The organism is Sphingomonas radiodurans, from assembly GCF_020866845.1.
GTDB lineage: Bacteria > Pseudomonadota > Alphaproteobacteria > Sphingomonadales > Sphingomonadaceae > Sphingomonas > Sphingomonas radiodurans.
The window spans coordinates 161,521-176,717 of the sequence record NZ_CP086594.1; the positions used below are offsets into that span (position 1 = coordinate 161,521).

Annotated in this window: 13 protein-coding genes; 1 reads left to right on the top strand and 12 read right to left on the bottom strand. The window is 64.2% G+C overall.

Annotation, left to right across the window (positions count from 1 at the left end):
* Positions 1 to 6: 6 nt before the first annotated feature.
* From LLW23_RS00780 to LLW23_RS00830, 11 genes are all read right to left on the bottom strand, one after another.
* Positions 7 to 615, bottom strand: a complete 609-nt coding sequence (locus LLW23_RS00780; RefSeq protein ID WP_228946898.1) for a DUF6931 family protein — start codon at positions 613 to 615, stop codon at positions 7 to 9.
* Between the two features lie 10 nt (positions 616 to 625).
* A complete protein-coding gene (locus LLW23_RS00785) occupies positions 626 to 2,512 on the bottom strand; it encodes a type VI secretion system Vgr family protein (protein ID WP_228946899.1) in 1,887 nt (628 codons plus the stop codon).
* 55 nt (positions 2,513 to 2,567) lie between these two features.
* Positions 2,568 to 3,038 (bottom strand): Hcp family type VI secretion system effector, encoded by a 471-nt coding sequence (locus LLW23_RS00790; RefSeq protein ID WP_228946900.1) that lies wholly within the window; start codon positions 3,036 to 3,038, stop codon positions 2,568 to 2,570.
* 86 nt (positions 3,039 to 3,124) lie between these two features.
* Positions 3,125 to 5,854: a type VI secretion system ATPase TssH gene (gene tssH / locus LLW23_RS00795; RefSeq protein ID WP_228946901.1), complete on the bottom strand. Its 2,730-nt coding sequence runs from the start codon at positions 5,852 to 5,854 to the stop codon at positions 3,125 to 3,127.
* Between the two features lie 151 nt (positions 5,855 to 6,005).
* Complete coding sequence (tssG, locus tag LLW23_RS00800) at positions 6,006 to 7,094, bottom strand: type VI secretion system baseplate subunit TssG (protein ID WP_228946902.1); 1,089 nt, start codon at positions 7,092 to 7,094, stop codon at positions 6,006 to 6,008.
* Complete coding sequence (gene tssF / locus LLW23_RS00805; protein WP_228946903.1) at positions 7,091 to 8,905, bottom strand: type VI secretion system baseplate subunit TssF; 1,815 nt, start codon at positions 8,903 to 8,905, stop codon at positions 7,091 to 7,093. Before tssF ends, tssG begins: the two co-directional genes overlap by 4 nt.
* The gene (gene tssE, locus LLW23_RS00810) at positions 8,902 to 9,375 is read right to left on the bottom strand and encodes a type VI secretion system baseplate subunit TssE (RefSeq protein WP_228946904.1); all 474 of its coding nucleotides are present in this window, start codon (positions 9,373 to 9,375) and stop codon (positions 8,902 to 8,904) included. Before tssE ends, tssF begins: the two co-directional genes overlap by 4 nt.
* Entirely contained in the window at positions 9,375 to 10,829 is a 1,455-nt protein-coding gene (gene tssC / locus LLW23_RS00815; protein WP_228946905.1) for a type VI secretion system contractile sheath large subunit, read from the bottom strand. Before tssC (LLW23_RS00815) ends, tssE begins: the two co-directional genes overlap by 1 nt.
* Positions 10,830 to 10,857: 28 nt before the next feature.
* Positions 10,858 to 12,354: a type VI secretion system contractile sheath large subunit gene (gene tssC / locus LLW23_RS00820; protein WP_228946906.1), complete on the bottom strand. Its 1,497-nt coding sequence runs from the start codon at positions 12,352 to 12,354 to the stop codon at positions 10,858 to 10,860.
* A 4-nt stretch (positions 12,355 to 12,358) separates the two neighbouring features.
* Positions 12,359 to 12,871 (bottom strand): type VI secretion system contractile sheath small subunit, encoded by a 513-nt coding sequence (gene tssB, locus LLW23_RS00825; protein WP_228946907.1) that lies wholly within the window; start codon positions 12,869 to 12,871, stop codon positions 12,359 to 12,361.
* Between the two features lie 64 nt (positions 12,872 to 12,935).
* Entirely contained in the window at positions 12,936 to 14,111 is a 1,176-nt protein-coding gene (locus LLW23_RS00830) for a type VI secretion system protein TssA (protein ID WP_228946908.1), read from the bottom strand.
* Between the two features lie 127 nt (positions 14,112 to 14,238).
* Between LLW23_RS00830 and LLW23_RS00835 the strand changes: the two genes are divergently transcribed.
* The gene (locus LLW23_RS00835) at positions 14,239 to 14,532 is read left to right on the top strand and encodes a PAAR domain-containing protein (RefSeq protein WP_228946909.1); all 294 of its coding nucleotides are present in this window, start codon (positions 14,239 to 14,241) and stop codon (positions 14,530 to 14,532) included.
* Positions 14,533 to 14,539: 7 nt separating this feature from the next.
* On the opposite strand, the gene LLW23_RS00840 is transcribed toward LLW23_RS00835, so the two are convergent.
* Positions 14,540 to 15,172 carry a hypothetical protein gene (locus LLW23_RS00840; RefSeq protein ID WP_228946910.1) on the bottom strand — a complete coding sequence of 211 codons (633 nt, stop codon included), beginning with the start codon at positions 15,170 to 15,172 and terminating at the stop codon, positions 14,540 to 14,542.
* Between the last annotated feature and the right edge of the window lie 25 nt (positions 15,173 to 15,197).

Here is a 15,197-nt window from a genome sequence, read left to right on the forward strand (position 1 = left end):
ATCGTCTCAGGCCGCCGCGAATCGCTCGCGGAGCTTGGTCTGCGCGTCGCGCCCGTTGCCACCGTTCATCAGCGCCAGCCCGATCTCGAGCCAGTCTGCGAACGACGCGCGGCCAGCGAACAGCGGATCATGCGTCAGCAGGATCATCGCCGTGCGCACCGCGACGCCGGGAAGATGCGCCGGCGGTGCAACCGCCTGCTGTCCACGCGGCGCGAGCGACGGTCCGGACCAGAACGCCGCCATCGCCGCCCAGCCGGGAGCTCGCGCCGAGTTGCTCCGCTCCGCCACGACGCCGGCCTGCTCGGCATCCTCGGGGGATCCGCTTTGCACCCAGCGCTCCGCTGCTTCGATCGCGACTCGATCGTCCGACGATTCGTCGCTGTCCGGCAACAGCCTAGTCGCGAGGCAAGCCCACCACACCGCCTGACGATGCGGCAGCATCAGCGCCAGCGCGTAAACCGCATCGCGCGCGTTATCGCCTTCTGCCAACGCCTCGATAAAACGCGTCGGGTGCGGCGCTAACGACAAGGCCGCATGACCCGCCGGCGACAGGTCAGCCTTTTCCTGGAGCACCGTGCGCTGAAAGCGAAGCGCGATGGCGGGGTTGGATACCATGGTCGTCGGCCTAATTGATCATGACGATGGCGCCCTTCAGGATCATCGGCCCGTCGGATGTCTCCTGAATCAATGCCGCCTTGAACGTCGCCATCGCACCTGCCTTCAGATCCATCGTCGCGTCGGACGTGATCTTGATCGTCGGCGCCTTGATCTCGATGCCCTGCATCGTCAGCTTGATGCTCGACGGGCCGACCTTGAGCTCGATTTCCTTCTTCGATTCGTGAAGGCTCTCCTGCAGCACCGTCATCGTCCGGGTCTTGGTGATGTCGGTCTTCTGCAGCCCCTCGATCTTGACGGTACGGTCCTTCGTCACATTGAGCTTCTGATCACGTTCCACGATCAGCGTCTGGTCGCGCTTGACCGTGCCCCAATCGTCATTGTCGATCACGCGGCGATAGTCGCGACCGGTGTAGAGATACACTTCCTCCTCGCCAGGCTTGTCCTCGAAGCGGAATTCCTGAACGATACTGCCGTTCTTATCGGTAATCGACCGCCATCCGCTCTGCGTCGGCGTCGATGTCGGATCGAACGGATACTTCTGCGACGGAGTGAATACCGATCCTGCGATGAACGGGAGATCCGGATTGCCGTAGAGGAAATCGATGATCACCCGCGACCCAATGCGCGGGAAGAATTGCGCGCCGTGTGTGCTGTGCGCCCATTGCTGCTGCACCGGCAACCAGACGATCTCCGGCAAGCCGTTGCCCGAATAATCGCGTGCATTGGCGATCGCGACCGGCACACGCCACTGATCATCGATCTTCGCTTCGCCCTCTGCCGCGCCCTTAAGCGCGATGGTGCCCAGGATCGGCCCGGGCGCGCGCCGGGCGGCGAGCTCGACCGAGGGGCGGAAGGTCTTGGTGGCGTCGATTGCCGTAAAACGATTCGCGTAATGCGGCGGAATCTCGCCTTCCAGCATCCACGGATCGTAAGCGCTGTGCACCACCGACGTGAGCACGACCCGCTTGGGTGAGACCTTGCCGCCACCGATCACTTCGACGCGGCCGCCAGCCTGGAAGCCCGGCTCGGTCGACGTGCCTTCGACGAAATCGGCGGATTGCGCGACATGTTCGTCGCTCGCTTCCTGCCGTGTCTTAACGTCTCCCTTGGCGACAGCTTCTGCGCTCGTCGTTTCGTAAGCGTGGCTGTACACCGCCCCCCAGCTGTCCGCCGCCGTTCCCGGCTGCGGAAACGGCGTGTCGAGCTTGTTGACGTTGAACCCGACATGCCCGTGCTTGCGTGGCGCAGCGCGATAGCGGCGTTCCAGCGTATCGATCGAGGCGCCGTCGCTGTTCGGCAGGAACTCCGCCGCCCCGCCGGGCAGGTCGATGTAATCCGCCGGCTTGTTTGTCACGATCATCTTGTGACGATAGCTACCTGCGCCGCGCTCATAGGCGAAGAAATACATGATGCCGTCTTGCGCCAGCATCCGAGCGAGAAAATCGAGCTCGGTCTCATCGTAACGCACCGCATAGCCGCGCTTGGGCGGCGGCGGACTGACGCTCACCGCCTTGACCAATCCGGTCACGTCGGCAGTCATCGCGTCGAATATTTCGAGCGTGTTCTTGTCCTGAACGAAGTGTGTCGCCCGCGCATAGGATAGCGCATGATATGACGGGCGGATCTGGATGTGAATCCGCCGCTCGTCGCCGCTCTCCGCCCAGCGCGCGCCATAGATCCGGCCGGCGAACACGCGCTGGCTGCCGTGATCCGGCGAGACATCGAACTCCGCGAGCTTTCCGATCCAGGCGGACAGGTCGGGCTCGGTCGTCGCAATCAGTTCGAGCCGGTACTCGAACGGCTCGGAAATAGCCTCGCGCCCCTCGAACCCGAGCAACGCATAACTCTCGACCGGCTCGCCGGCGAGTTCACGAAGGTTGAGAAGATGCGCCATGAACCCCTGTCGATCGCGATCCCGGGCGGCGCAATGCGCCGCCCGGGAAGTCGCATCAGCCGACCTTGTTCTCGGTCAGGCTGTAGATCAGGTGCGTCGGGCTGCCGGTCTGCTTGTCGTCGCGGCCAGTGAAGCTCCAGTCGAACTTCGCGATGTTCAGCGAGATCGACTCGGACGGAAAATCACCGCCCGACGACATGCTGAAGCCGGAGATGATCACCTCCTCGATCTCAAGCGTCGCATAGGCGACCGACTCACCCTTGCTTGCAGCGACGAACGAAATCGTGCCCTTGCCGATTGGATCACCCTTGAGCAGCGCCTTGAACAGCAACTCGCTCGACTTGTCGGTCGTCTTCGTGGCCGTGATTTCGGACACACTTGGCTCGCTGGTCGAACGATCGCCACCGCGCGCGCTGCCCACGCCGATTCCTGCGCCCCACTGGAAGCTGCTCAGTTCAATCTGCTCCTTGAACTTCGAATCGGTCGTGCTGCCCTTGATGCCATCAAGTTTCAGAAAAATTGCCATCGCTCGTCTCCTTTAGAATGCGGCGACGGCGATTGCCGTCGTCGTTGCCTTTCTTCACTTCAACCAATTCGATCCGCCCGCAACAATCAGGCGATCGTGAACCCATAGTCCTTTTCGTCACCCGATGTAACATGAACTGACGTCACGTCTTTGCCATCGGCTCGCAACCCGAGAAGTTCTTCCGCCAGATCAGCAAGCAACCCGCGTTTCAAGATGTTTTCGATATTGCGCGCGCCGCTTTCCACTTCGGTGCAGCGTGCCACCAACCGATCGAGCAACGCATCGTCCCACTCGAACGTCGCGCCGTAATTGCCGGTCACGCGCTGGCGGATACGATTGAGGCTGATCACCACGATCTCGCGCAGGATCTCGGGGCGCAGCGGGAAGAACGGTACCGTCACGACGCGCCCGAGAAATGCCGGCTTGAAATACTCTAGTAGCGCGGGCCGCAACTCGGACGCCAGCACTTCGGGCTCCGGCAGCACCTCGGCGGAGCGGCACAGATCCTCGATCGTCTCCGTCCCGGCGTTCGATGTCATAATGATCAGCGTATTCTTGAAGTCGATGTCGCGGCCCTGGCCGTCCTTCAGCATGCCCTTGTCGAACACCTGGTAGAACACGTCCTGCACGCCAGGATGCGCCTTCTCCATCTCGTCGAGCAGGATCACCGAATAGGGTTTGCGCCGCACCGCCTCGGTCAGCACCCCGCCTTCGCCATAGCCGACGTAGCCCGGCGCCGCGCCGACGAGCGTGGAGACCTTATGCTCCTCCTTGAACTCGCTCATGTTGATCGTCGTGACGTTCTGCTCGCCGCCGTACAGCAATTCCGCCAGCGCCAGCGCCGTCTCGGTCTTGCCGACGCCCGACGTGCCGCAGAACAGGAACACGCCCAGCGGCTTGCGCGGGTCGGCGAGCCCGGCGCGCGCGGTACGCACCGTCTGGCCGATCACGTCGAGCGCATATTGCTGGCCCTTGATGCGTGCCGACAGTTGGCTGCTGACGTTCAACACCGATCGAATCTCGTCGCCGCTCATCCGACCGGCGGGAATGCCTGTCCAGCCGGCGAGCACCGACGCGACGACATCGCGGTCGACCACGTCATAGACCATGATTTCTTCGCCGCGCTGGATCGTCAGCGCAGCCTGCGCCTCCTTCAGCTTCTGGCGTGCTTCGGCAACCGCAGCGGACTGGCCGAATCCGTCGGGCGCGGGCGTGTCTGAGACAGGTGCGCCTTCCGCCGGCACGGCTACGGCCTTTTCCCGGGCTTCGTTGTTCATCAGACCGTCGAGCGCCAATCGCGCGTTCGAAACCTCCTGAACGAGCCGCTTTTCCTCGTCCCACCGCTTGGTGAGCGCTTCCTGTTCCGCCTCCAACTCCGCCTTGCGCTCGACGCTCGCCTGCAGCGCAGCCGCATTGTCGATCCCGCTGCGCTGCTCGCGCTCGAGCATCCGAACTTCCGACGCGAGCAAGCCGAGTTGGCGCTGGACGTCCTCGAGCGCTGGCGGCGTCGCCGCCTGGCTGATCCCCACCCGCGCGCACGCCGTATCGAGCAGCGAGATCGCCTTGTCGGGCAATTGCCGCCCGGCGATGTAGCGATGCGACAGCCCAGCCGCCGCTTCGAGCGCTTCGCCCAGGATCGTCACGCCGTGATGCTTCTCCAGCACCGGCACCAGCCCACGCAGCATCGCAACCGCGAGCTTCTCGGCCGGCTCTTCGACCTTCACCACCTGGAAACGGCGAGTGAGCGCGGGATCCTTCTCGAAATACTTCTTGTATTCGGCCCAGGTCGTCGCGGCGATCGTCCGCATCTCGCCGCGCGCCAGCGCCGGCTTGAGCAGATTCGCCGCGTCGTTCTGGCCCTCGGCGCCACCCGCGCCGATCAGCGTATGCGCCTCGTCGATGAACATGATGATCGGCGTCGGCGAAGCCTTCACTTCCTCGATCACCGATTTCAGCCGGTTCTCGAATTCACCCTTGATCCCCGCGCCCGCCTGCAACAGCCCGAGGTCGAGCGACAGCAGCCGCACATTCTTCAGCGCCTCCGGCACGTCGCCCTGTACGATGCGCAGCGCGAAGCCTTCGACGACGGCAGTCTTGCCGACACCGGCCTCACCAGTGAGGATCGGATTGTTCTGCCGCCGCCGCGTCAGGATATCAACGATCTGGCGTATCTCGGGATCACGTCCGAAGATTGGATCGATCTTCCCGTCACGCGCCTGTTGCGTCAGATCGATGCAGAACTTCGCAAGGTTCTCGCCGCCCCGCGCCGCCGCCGGCGCGGCCCCGCCGCCGCCCGCATTCGCGGCTTCAGCCGGTGCAGACGCCTCCGCAGTCTTCGCCTCTTCCGAGCCCGACGCGATCTGCGTCATCGTCGTGCGCAGCGTCTCGGCCGGGATCTTCGCAAACTGCGTGCTCGCATCGCGCGCCACGCTCGTCATCTCGTCGCTGCCGACGAGTGCCAGCAGCAAATGCCCCGAGCGGATCTTGGTCGCGCCAAGTTCCAGCGAGCCGATCAGCCACGCCTCGCGGATCAGCTTGGCGACGTTCGGCGCAATCGCCGGCGCACGGCCGTTGCCCGTCTTGAAGCGATCGACCTGGCGATTGATGTCCTGCGCCAGCCGTCCAGCGTCCACCTCGAAGTGGCTCAGGATCACCGCCACGTCAGATGTCTGGCGATCGATCAGCTTAAGCAGCCAATGTTCGACCTCGATATCGTAGTTGGTCCGGGAAAGCGCCAGCCCAGCCGCCGATTCCAGCGTGGAACGACAGGTGTCGTCGAGCTTCGCGACGAGACTTTTCAGGTTGAGCTGTGCCACGCATCCCCTTCACGCAAGACCAGTCAAAGACCGCCAAGCGCCCTATTTAACCACCAGTTTTACGCGAACCCGGCTTTTATCGATCTTCCACTTCCCGAATTCCCCCCGGGCCAATGGAGTCGTTGTAATCGCGGGCCTAGCCCGGCGCTTGTCATGCAGCAACCGCTTTTTCGCCATCGAGCGCGGAGCGATCCAATGGGATCACGCAATCGCGTGCGATGCCATCAATTGTCTCCGGCGCGCCGAGCCAAGTTGTCCAGCCGAGCATCGCCGGTGCCGCATCGTCGTTAAGCCGCAGCGGCGGGATTGCTTCTTCTGCAACAAGCAGCCGGATCGAGGGTTGCTGTTCCAGCCCGATCGCCAGCACGCACAGCTGGCTAATCAGCCGTCGTGCATTGGAATCTCGGCAAAATCGCCGAAGCTCGGCGTAGCTGAGCGGCCCGATGTCGATCAGGAAATGATGCTGCACGTCAAGCACCGCCGATCCGATCATCGCCGCCTCGCCCGCGCCGTCGTCCGCGCCCGCCAGCGTGCCGAGCTGCGTGAACTTCGCGCCGATGCCGCCGATCCGCGTCTGCTCGCTCGCGGGTACCGGCATCCACACCGGCACCGCCTCGACAATCTCCAGCGGCAGCCCGGTCAGCGTGCGCAACACCGTCGCGACGCTAACCGCGCTGCGCCGCGCGTCGCTGAGATGCGCCGTCAGCGTGACGAGCGCGCCATCGGTAATGTCGAGCCGGTCCTTCAGCCCGTCAACGCCAATCCCCGCCACCGCGAGGAGCAAGTCACGGATCGGGTCTCGGCCGCCCTCCCCGGCCCGCTCCGCCAACAGCGGCCAGCTGTATTTTTGCGCAATGCGATAGAAGAACGACAGCGCGCGGTGGTCGAACAGGTTGAAGAAGCCCGCGAGCCCCGGGTCGCGCGCGCGCCGCCGTTGCAGCTGCAATTCGCTGTACGGCGGCGGAAGCGCCGGGCTGGCACCCGCAAGCCCCAGCAAATTCGCGACGATGCGGATCTGGCTGCCGTCCGCCGTCACGTCGGCAAGATCGTTGGCGACCAGCGCCATTCGGTCGGACGCGACGAAGCGGATCGCCTCCTCCCCCGGCGGCGTATCGCGACCGACCTCCCGATCGCGCCGCCCATCACGACCGCGTTTCGTCGCGCCCATCTCCGCGGCGCGCGCGGCCTGCGTAAAGGTCGCCTCCGCCAGCACGCGGGCAAGCGCGGCAAGATCGGTCATATCAGCGGTCGATCCCCGATCCGCGGCGGCCAGGTCTTCCACGTCCCGCTCTCGCGCTGCAGCCGTGCATTGACGCGCACGAAGCTGTTGAGCGCACAAGTGCCTGCCAGGAACCGCTCGATCACCGCGCACAGCATGTACGCGCCCGAGCCCGACAGCCGCTCGTCATCCATTTCCAGCGTAACGTCGATTCCCGCGCACATCGCGCTGTGGCCCTTCAGCCGCAGCCGCGCGACGCCGGGCGCCGCATGCACCTCGATCAGCCGCTCGCGCAAATGCCCGCTCTCCGGCGTATCACCCACGTCGTACAGCGCCAGCACCTCACGCAACGTGCGCGCGCCCGCCGCACCGCCGACGAGACTGAGGTAATTGAGCGACAATTGCCCGATCAGCTTCCACCCAGCGGCCCGCCGGCGCGAGGGTCGCCGGGTCGGCGTCGGCTTGGTCAGCGCGGTCACTGCCTTCAGCCCGTTCACCGTGCCAGACACCGTCAGATACGGCCGCCCGCCACCGAACGGCAGCCGCGCGGGCAATTCGCGATTGGTGGCGAGAATTCGGGTGTTCACCACCACATTCTCCTCGCGCAGCAATTCGCCTTCGAGATCGGCGATGGTGATAAACACGTCATCGCCGCCACCCGGCGAAAAGCTCGATCGGCGCGCCGGCGCATGGAACTGCCGCCCGAGTCGCGGCGATCCGCGGTCGATCGAATACAGCGACGGTGCCTCGATCCGCTCGCCACTCGCCTTCTGCAGCACAACTTGCTCGATCGACTGAACCTCGATCGCATCCTCGCGCTGCGCGTTCGGGATCACGCGATATTCGATCGCCGAATGATCGAGCTGGATCGGTTCGGCATCGAGCTCGAACAGGTTGATCGCCGGGCTTGCGAACAGCTCGAAATCCTCCGGCCGCACGACGCGCTCGAGCTCCGGCGACAAGCGATCGAAATACAGGAACAGTTCGAGCGTGTTCCCCGCCAAGTCGAGCGTCCGCGCGTCGAGCCCCGATACCTCGAAGCACAGATGCTTCTGCGGATAGGCAAAATGTTCCTGCAGCAAGGCGTAGCTGCGCCGCGCCGTCTCGGTTTGCGGCAACAGCAGGTCGCGATCATCGATCCCCACCAGGCGCAGCGAGTCGCGCGGCAGCAGCACCGCGCGCGGATCGTTCGGGGCAGCCGCGATGCCGATGCCGAGCAGGTTCGCGCCGAGCTGTTCGAGCAGGATCTCGGCACGCCGCGCATCGGCGCGGATGAACAGCCGCAGCCGATCGAGACCAAGCACGTTCATCGCGATGTCGGGCTTGGTTGTCGTCAGCGTCAGCCGCAGCAGACCGCGCGCATTCGCCATGCCGAACGGCGGCGCATCGAACGGCGGCCCACCCATCGTCGCGCCCGTCAGCGCGATCGGCAGCAGCGTCACGTCACGCGACAGGCGGTAGCGGCAGCTTTCGCCGTCGATCTCCTCGGTCCCGATCATCGTCCCCGCCGGCACGACGCTCGGTTTGTCGAGATCGGGCGACGGCTCCAGCCGCACCATCATCATCGACGGCAGCGGCTGGACGAGGTGCGGATACAGCGTCAGCAGCAACGCATCGGAAAGTTCGGGATATTCGTCGTCGAGCTTGTGCCGCAGCCGCGCGTTTAGGAACGCGACCGCCTCGATCAGGCGCCCGACATGCGGATCTTCCATCGACTCGCGCGTCAGCCGCAGCCGCGAGGCGATTTTGGGATGCGCCTCCGCAAAGGCGCCTGCGTTGTTGCCGAGGAACGCCAGCTCGCGCTGATAATATTCGATCAGATCGTCGATCATGATCCGGTCAGCTCGACCGCGATCGCCCGGTCGGTCGGCCGAACGTTCGCATCGTACACCACGACATCTCGGTTGCGCGAAAGCTTCAACGTGGCGGTGATGCGGAAGCGGATCCCGCGCGAGGTCGGCGCACTGTCCGCTTCGACATCGACATCGCTCAGCCGCGTCTCATGCTCGCGAATACATTGCGCGACCATCCGCCGTGCGCGCTCGCGCGTCGCGGACGTGGAAAAGTCGTCGGTGCTCATATCCCGTATGCCATAGCCGATCACCGTGCGGCCGAGTGCTTCGCTTGCATCGATCATCGCCAGCAACGGCCGCTTGGAATTGAGCAGCGCCTCCAGGTCGCGGCGCAGGCTGTACTTGTAGCGCGCGAGCGCCGCTTCCTCGCTCTCAGCCGGCTCGACCGCGCGGTCCGGCTCGTCGTCGATCAGGCGATCGATCAGCGAATGGGTGAAGGTGCGCGCCATCAGCGTGCGCTCTCGCTGCCCACGACGGTCGTCAGGCGGAATTCCGACGCGATCTGATCGAGCTGATAATGCGGCCGGATCGCGATCTCGCAGCCATAGGAGCCGGGCTTGCCGACGATATCGCTCACCGCCACGCGCGCCTCGCGCAGCGGATAGCGCAGCCGCTGCTCGGGCGAGGCATCGTCGTTCCCGGTGACATATTTGTTGAGCCAGTCCTGCAACAGCCGCTCGCATTCGTAGGCGTCGGTATATTTGCCCACCCAGTCGCGCGCGATCACCTTCACGTAATGCGCGAAGCGACCGACGCAAAAGATATAGTTGAGCATCGCGCTCATCTTGGCGTTCATCCGCGCCGCCTCGCCATCGTAATCGGGCGGACGGTGCAGGCTCGGCAGATTGAGGAATGCGGACATGCCCGTCAGGTGCATTTGCCGCAGCACGATGAACCCGGCCTCGTTGAGCGTTACTTCCTGTTCCTCGGCGATCGCATTCTCCACCCCGAAGCGCGAGACGACGCCTTCGCGATCGCTCGGCAGCAGCTGCCGCACCGGCCCATCGACGGTGCCCCCCTCGCCCGGCGGCAGCAGGCCACGGATCGCCGCCGGCCAGCGGTAGCGCGCCATCGCCCGCGACGCGACATGCGCCAGCGCGAACCCGCCCGACATCCACAGCAGGTCGCTCGACGACGCGACCCGCTCGTCATAAACGAAGCCGAGCCGCGGATGATCACGCCCGCGATGCAGTCGGCGCCCGAGCAGGCGCGGCATCACCACCCCCAGGAACCGGCTGTCTGGCTTCGCGCGCAGCCGGTTCCAGCGCTGAAACGTCGGATCGGCGAAGCTGCCGACGAGATCCTGCCGCAAGTCGATTTCGTCGAACCCGTCGAGCGACAGCACCGTCGGATCGACCCCGACGATGATCGGGCAAAAGGCCGATGCGGCAACTTCCGCCAGCCCTTCCAGCACCGCCACGTCATCCGTCTTGCGCCCGCCGCCCAGCCGATGCGACACCGCTTGGTCGATCAGCACCATGCCGAACGGCTCGCCACCGGGCATGCCGAATTCCTGCGTGTAAATCAGGTCGAACATCTGGCTCTGGTCGAAATCGAGCGCACGCTCCAGATCACGCGCGATCTCCCCCCAGCGCACGTCGAGCATGCGGATCTTGACCTGCGGGTCCTCGATCCCCTGCACCAGCCACGCGAGGCCACGCCACAGCGCTTCCATGCGCTGGAATTCAGGATGGTGGAGGATCGCGTCGAGCTGCTCGCGCAAGCGGCGGTCGATCGACGCGACGATCATCTGCGCGCGAGCGCGGAGTTCCTCCGGGTCGGCGCCCGGCCGTTGCGCGGATAGAGTTTCAAGCGGCGGCGCCGCCGACAAAATGGCGAGCGGAGGCGGCAACTCTCCGGCGAGCGGCGCCACGTCCGCCGCATCGCCGTCTTCGAGAGCCACCGCCTCCACCAATGCCGCCCGCGGGGCCTCAGCCCTGCTTCGGGATCCGGGCCACCAGCCGCATCGAGGTCGTCAGTTCCTCGAACTGGAGCCACGGCCGCAGATGCGCGACCGCGGTGTACGAGCCCGGCGCGCCTTCAACTTCACGCACTTCGACACGCGCCTCACGCAGCGGATATTTCGCGCGCGCTTCCTGCCCGGCACCCTCGGTCGCATCGACGTAATTGCCGATCCAACGGTTGAGCCAGGTCTCGCAGTCCTTGGCTTCCATGAACGAGCCGATCTTGTCGCGCGCCATCACCTTCAGATAATGCGCGAACCGGCTGGTCGCCATCATGTACGGCAGGCGCGCCGAGATCGCCGCATTCGCCGTCGCTTCAGGACGGTCATACTTCTTGGGCTTCTGCGTCGACTGCGCCCCGAAGAACACCGAGTAATCGGTATTCTTGTAATGGCACAACGGCAGGAAGCCGAGGTCGGACAGTTCCTTCTCGCGCCGGTCGGTGATGCCGATCTCGGTGGGGCACTTGGCGTCGAGATCGCCGTCATCCGACTGGAAGACATGCGTCGGAAGGTTGGAAACCTTGCCCCCGCCCTCGGCGCCGCGGATCGCGGTGCACCAGCCGTACTGGGCGAACGCATCGGTCATCCGCGCGGCCAGCGCATAGGATGCATTCATCCAGCAATAATCGTCGTGGTTCATCGACTTTGGCGCGCCCGTCTCGTCGAACGGCGCCTCTTCATAAGCGAATGCTTCGACCGGCTTGGTATCCGCGCCATACGGCAGGCGCGCGAGCACCTTTGGCATGGTCAGCGTCACGAAGCGCGAATCCTCGGTCTGCCGGTACGAGTTCCACTTCATATAGTCGGCGGTCTCGAACAGCTGCTTCATGTCCATGGGATTGGACAGTTCGTTGAAGCTGTCCATCCCGAACAGCTTCGAATCCGCCGCTGCCACGAATGGCGTGAAGCCCGCCGCCGCGACGCTCGAGATGTTGGTCAGCAGCTCGACGTCGTCGGGATGCTTCGAGAAATAATAATCGCCGATCAGCGCGCCGAACGGCATGCCGCCCGCGGTGCCGAACTGCTCTTCGTAGACCTTCTTGTAGAACGTGCTCTGGTCGAAGTCGGTCGCCTTCGAAAGGTCGCTGGCGAGCTCCTTCTTGCTGACGTTCAACACCTGGACCTTCAGGCTCTGGCCGATCTCGCTGTTCTTGACGAGATAGTTCAGCCCGCGCCACGAACCTTCCATCTGCTTGAACTTGTCGGCATGCATGATCGCCGCGAGCTGCTCGGAAATCTGCGCGTCGATCTTCGCGATCGCCGCGCGCAGCGTCACAGTCATGTTCTTGTTGAACTGGACGGTGCCGGTCATCGCTTCCTGCGCCAACGTGCGCATCAGCTCCTCGACCCGCGCTGGCTCGGTTTGCTTGGTAACGCTGATCGCTTCGTCGAGCAGGCTTACCGGTGCATCGACGGTGGTCGTCTGGGCGCCACCTGCGCCCTGGGTTTCGACGTCGGCCATGGTGCTACTCCGCCTTGCTGCTGTCGGTGCCGAGCTGCTTGCGCAGCTCGCCGAGCTTGGTCTCGTCGCCGAGGATCTGTTCGAGCAAGCTCTCGAGCTTCTCGGAGCCGTCCGCCTTCGCCATCAGGTCGCGCAGCTGGTTGCGCGTTTCCATCAGCTTGCGCAGCGGCTCGACCTGCTCGACGATCTTCTCGGGTTCGAAATCGTCCATCGAGCGGAACTTGAGGTTGACCTCAAACTCCTTGCCGTTCTTCTCGAGCGTATTCTCGACCTTCAGCTTCACCGCGGGTTCGATCCGGCCCATCACCTGGTCGAACTTGTCCTTCTTCAGGTCGATGAACTTGCGCTCCTTCAGGCTCTTCTTCGGGATCGCCGAGTCACCCGAGAAGTCGCCCATAACGCCAACGACGAAGGGCAGCTCCTTGATTTCCTGCGCGCCTTCGGTTTCGACATCATAGGTGATGTGGACGCGCGGCTTGCGCACGCGCTTGAGTTTGTCATGTACCGAGTCTGCCATTTCTATCTCCCCTCGCGCTCCTGCGCATCGTCACGCCACGTTGCTTCTCCGGATCGCGCCCCCGCTATTCCCACGATGCCGCCGGCGCTTCCGGTGGCTTGATGCCCGAGCGCCAGTAGAAATCGTTGCGTGCCGACTCATCCGGAATGAGTTCAGCCATGTAGTCATGAAGGCTCATTCGCGCGCGTCGGTCAACCTCGCGCAGCGTCATGCCAAGCGGGGACAGTGGCTCGAATGCCGTGAAGTAATCCGCTGCGAGCGACACGGCCTTCAGCGCATCCTCGCGGCGTGTGATCCGTCCGCCGACGAAGCCCCCTGCAGCCGCCGTCGCGCCGCCCGCAGCGACCATCTCGCCGCCACCGCCCGCAGGTTCGACGCTGGTCTCGTCGACTGCTTGCGCGGCCGCCGGCAACAGCGCGATAAGCCCTTGCAACCATGCGCGGATCGCCGCGAGTTCGTCGGTAAGGCGTGAGGCCGCCGGCATCGCTGGCTTGGTCCGCTCGGTGATATAATTGATTGCACGGCGCCAGTCGGCATGTGCCGCGGCGATTGCCGCTTCGGCCTTTTCGAGCGCCGCGCGCGATGTTCGCCGCACGATCTGCTCGATTTCCTTGTAGGTGGTTTCGGCTTCCTCGATTTTTGCCGCTTTCGAATCCGTCGCGGTCTGCGCCGCCGTCATCGCCGAATCAGCGCGGACCTTGTCGAGATGGCGCAACGCGTCGCCACCCACTTTCACCAGCGCTAGACGGCGTAGCGGCAGGATCAGCGCACCTTCGCGATCGTTGCCGCCGCCACTAAGTCCCGAAAGCGGCTGAAACCGCGTCTCGACGCCGTCCTCGTCCTCCGCCGGATACAGGCCCTGATCCCAATACGTCTCGATCACATCGGCGAGCAGCGCCATCGCCGCGGCGAGATCCTCCGGCCCGTCCTGCCGCACCGCCGCCTCGATCAGCACCGCCATCGGTTCGAGATCTTTCCCGAACCGCGTCAGGTAATCGCGCGCGTTCTCGCCAATATCGTCCCAGTCCCACCCGCCTTCGGGAATGGCAGGTTCGTCGCCCATCGACAGCGACTGTTCCATCTTGACCAAAGATTTGCGCTGCGACCGGATCTCGCGAAGCAGATCGGCGGCCGCACCTTCGTCTTCGCGTCCGTCGACCCCGACGGACCCGTCGATCGGCGCCAGAACGGCCTCACGATCTTCTTCCTCGATCAGCACCCCACCCCCCAGTGAACGCAATTCGTCTGTCGTGCGCGGACGCAACCCCGCTTTCGAAGCGTTGCTTAGCGCTTTGTGCTTCGCGCCGCACTTGTTTTATTATATTGTTTGTTGGTGCGTGAATGGTGCGCACGAAAAGGAAGCTTCCATGGGCGCTCCCGCATCGCGGCTTACCGACATGCACGTGTGCCCGATGGTGACTGGCGTCGTGCCGCACGTCGGCGGCCCGGTGTCGGGGCCGTGCGCACCCACTGTACTGATCGGCGGTCTCCCTGCGGCCCGCATCGGAGACATGTGCGTGTGTGTCGGTCCGCCCGACGTCATCTTGGTGGCTAGCATGACGGTGATCACGCTGGGGAGCGCGCAAGCCCGCATCGGAGACACGACGGCGCATGGCGGCAAACTGATCCTCGGAATGCCCACCGTTCTAGTGGGGGGCTGAGGCCACTTCAGCTGTTCGGGAAGATCACCGCACGATATTGCCCCGTCATCGGCAGAAGCAGATACTCCACTTCGTCCGGAACGTCGCCGTCATTGCCGCTTGCGTAGATCAGCCGCACGAACGCGCTTTCACCAGGATTGGCACTGAAGTGGCGCTCAATCGCCCGCCACAACTTGCCGTTGGCTGATCGCGATTGGTTCAGCCGGCGCGCTTGCGGAAAATAGTTCGGTCCGCCCTCGAAGCCGCCCTGCGCATGGCTGATCGCATGGCCCTTGTCTCGGTTGGTGCCAGCGCTGGGATAGCCGGCATGATAATTGTTGTCGCGCGAGTTCGCCGGCACCAGTCGAGACGTCGCCCAGATCAGCACCGCGCGCTGTCTAACCATGTCGAACAGGAAGCTCACGCCGCGATCGGAAAAGGTATAGAGTTGAGCGCCCGATTGCCCGGCAGCGCGATAGGTGCTCCCGGCCTGATCGAGCAGCCGCTCAAGAAACAGCGCGGAGTCCTTGCTCGCGGCGAATTCAGCGATGATGCTCACATAGGCCGAGGCGCCGTTCTTCAGCTCTGGATTACAGCCGATCTCGCGATCGATGAGCGATTGGATTGACAACGATCCGCCAAAACTGGGCTTCGACGCCATGAACCCTCTCCTTTGACCGCCGCTT

Excerpts from the sequence above, each read along its gene's own strand:
- tssC (WP_228946906.1), bottom strand. The coding sequence starts at position 12,354 with ATGGCCGACGTCGAAACCCAGGGCGCAGGTGGCGCCCAGACGACCACC.
- LLW23_RS00785 (WP_228946899.1), bottom strand. The coding sequence starts at position 2,512 with ATGGCGCATCTTCTCAACCTTCGTGAACTCGCCGGCGAGCCGGTCGAG.
- tssG (WP_228946902.1), bottom strand. The coding sequence starts at position 7,094 with ATGACCGATCTTGCCGCGCTTGCCCGCGTGCTGGCGGAGGCGACCTTT.
- LLW23_RS00790 (WP_228946900.1), bottom strand. The coding sequence starts at position 3,038 with ATGGCAATTTTTCTGAAACTTGATGGCATCAAGGGCAGCACGACCGAT.
- LLW23_RS00780 (WP_228946898.1), bottom strand. The coding sequence starts at position 615 with ATGGTATCCAACCCCGCCATCGCGCTTCGCTTTCAGCGCACGGTGCTC.
- LLW23_RS00835 (WP_228946909.1), top strand. The coding sequence starts at position 14,239 with ATGGGCGCTCCCGCATCGCGGCTTACCGACATGCACGTGTGCCCGATG.
- tssF (WP_228946903.1), bottom strand. The coding sequence starts at position 8,905 with ATGATCGACGATCTGATCGAATATTATCAGCGCGAGCTGGCGTTCCTC.
- LLW23_RS00840 (WP_228946910.1), bottom strand. The coding sequence starts at position 15,172 with ATGGCGTCGAAGCCCAGTTTTGGCGGATCGTTGTCAATCCAATCGCTC.
- tssE (WP_228946904.1), bottom strand. The coding sequence starts at position 9,375 with ATGGCGCGCACCTTCACCCATTCGCTGATCGATCGCCTGATCGACGAC.
- tssB (WP_228946907.1), bottom strand. The coding sequence starts at position 12,871 with ATGGCAGACTCGGTACATGACAAACTCAAGCGCGTGCGCAAGCCGCGC.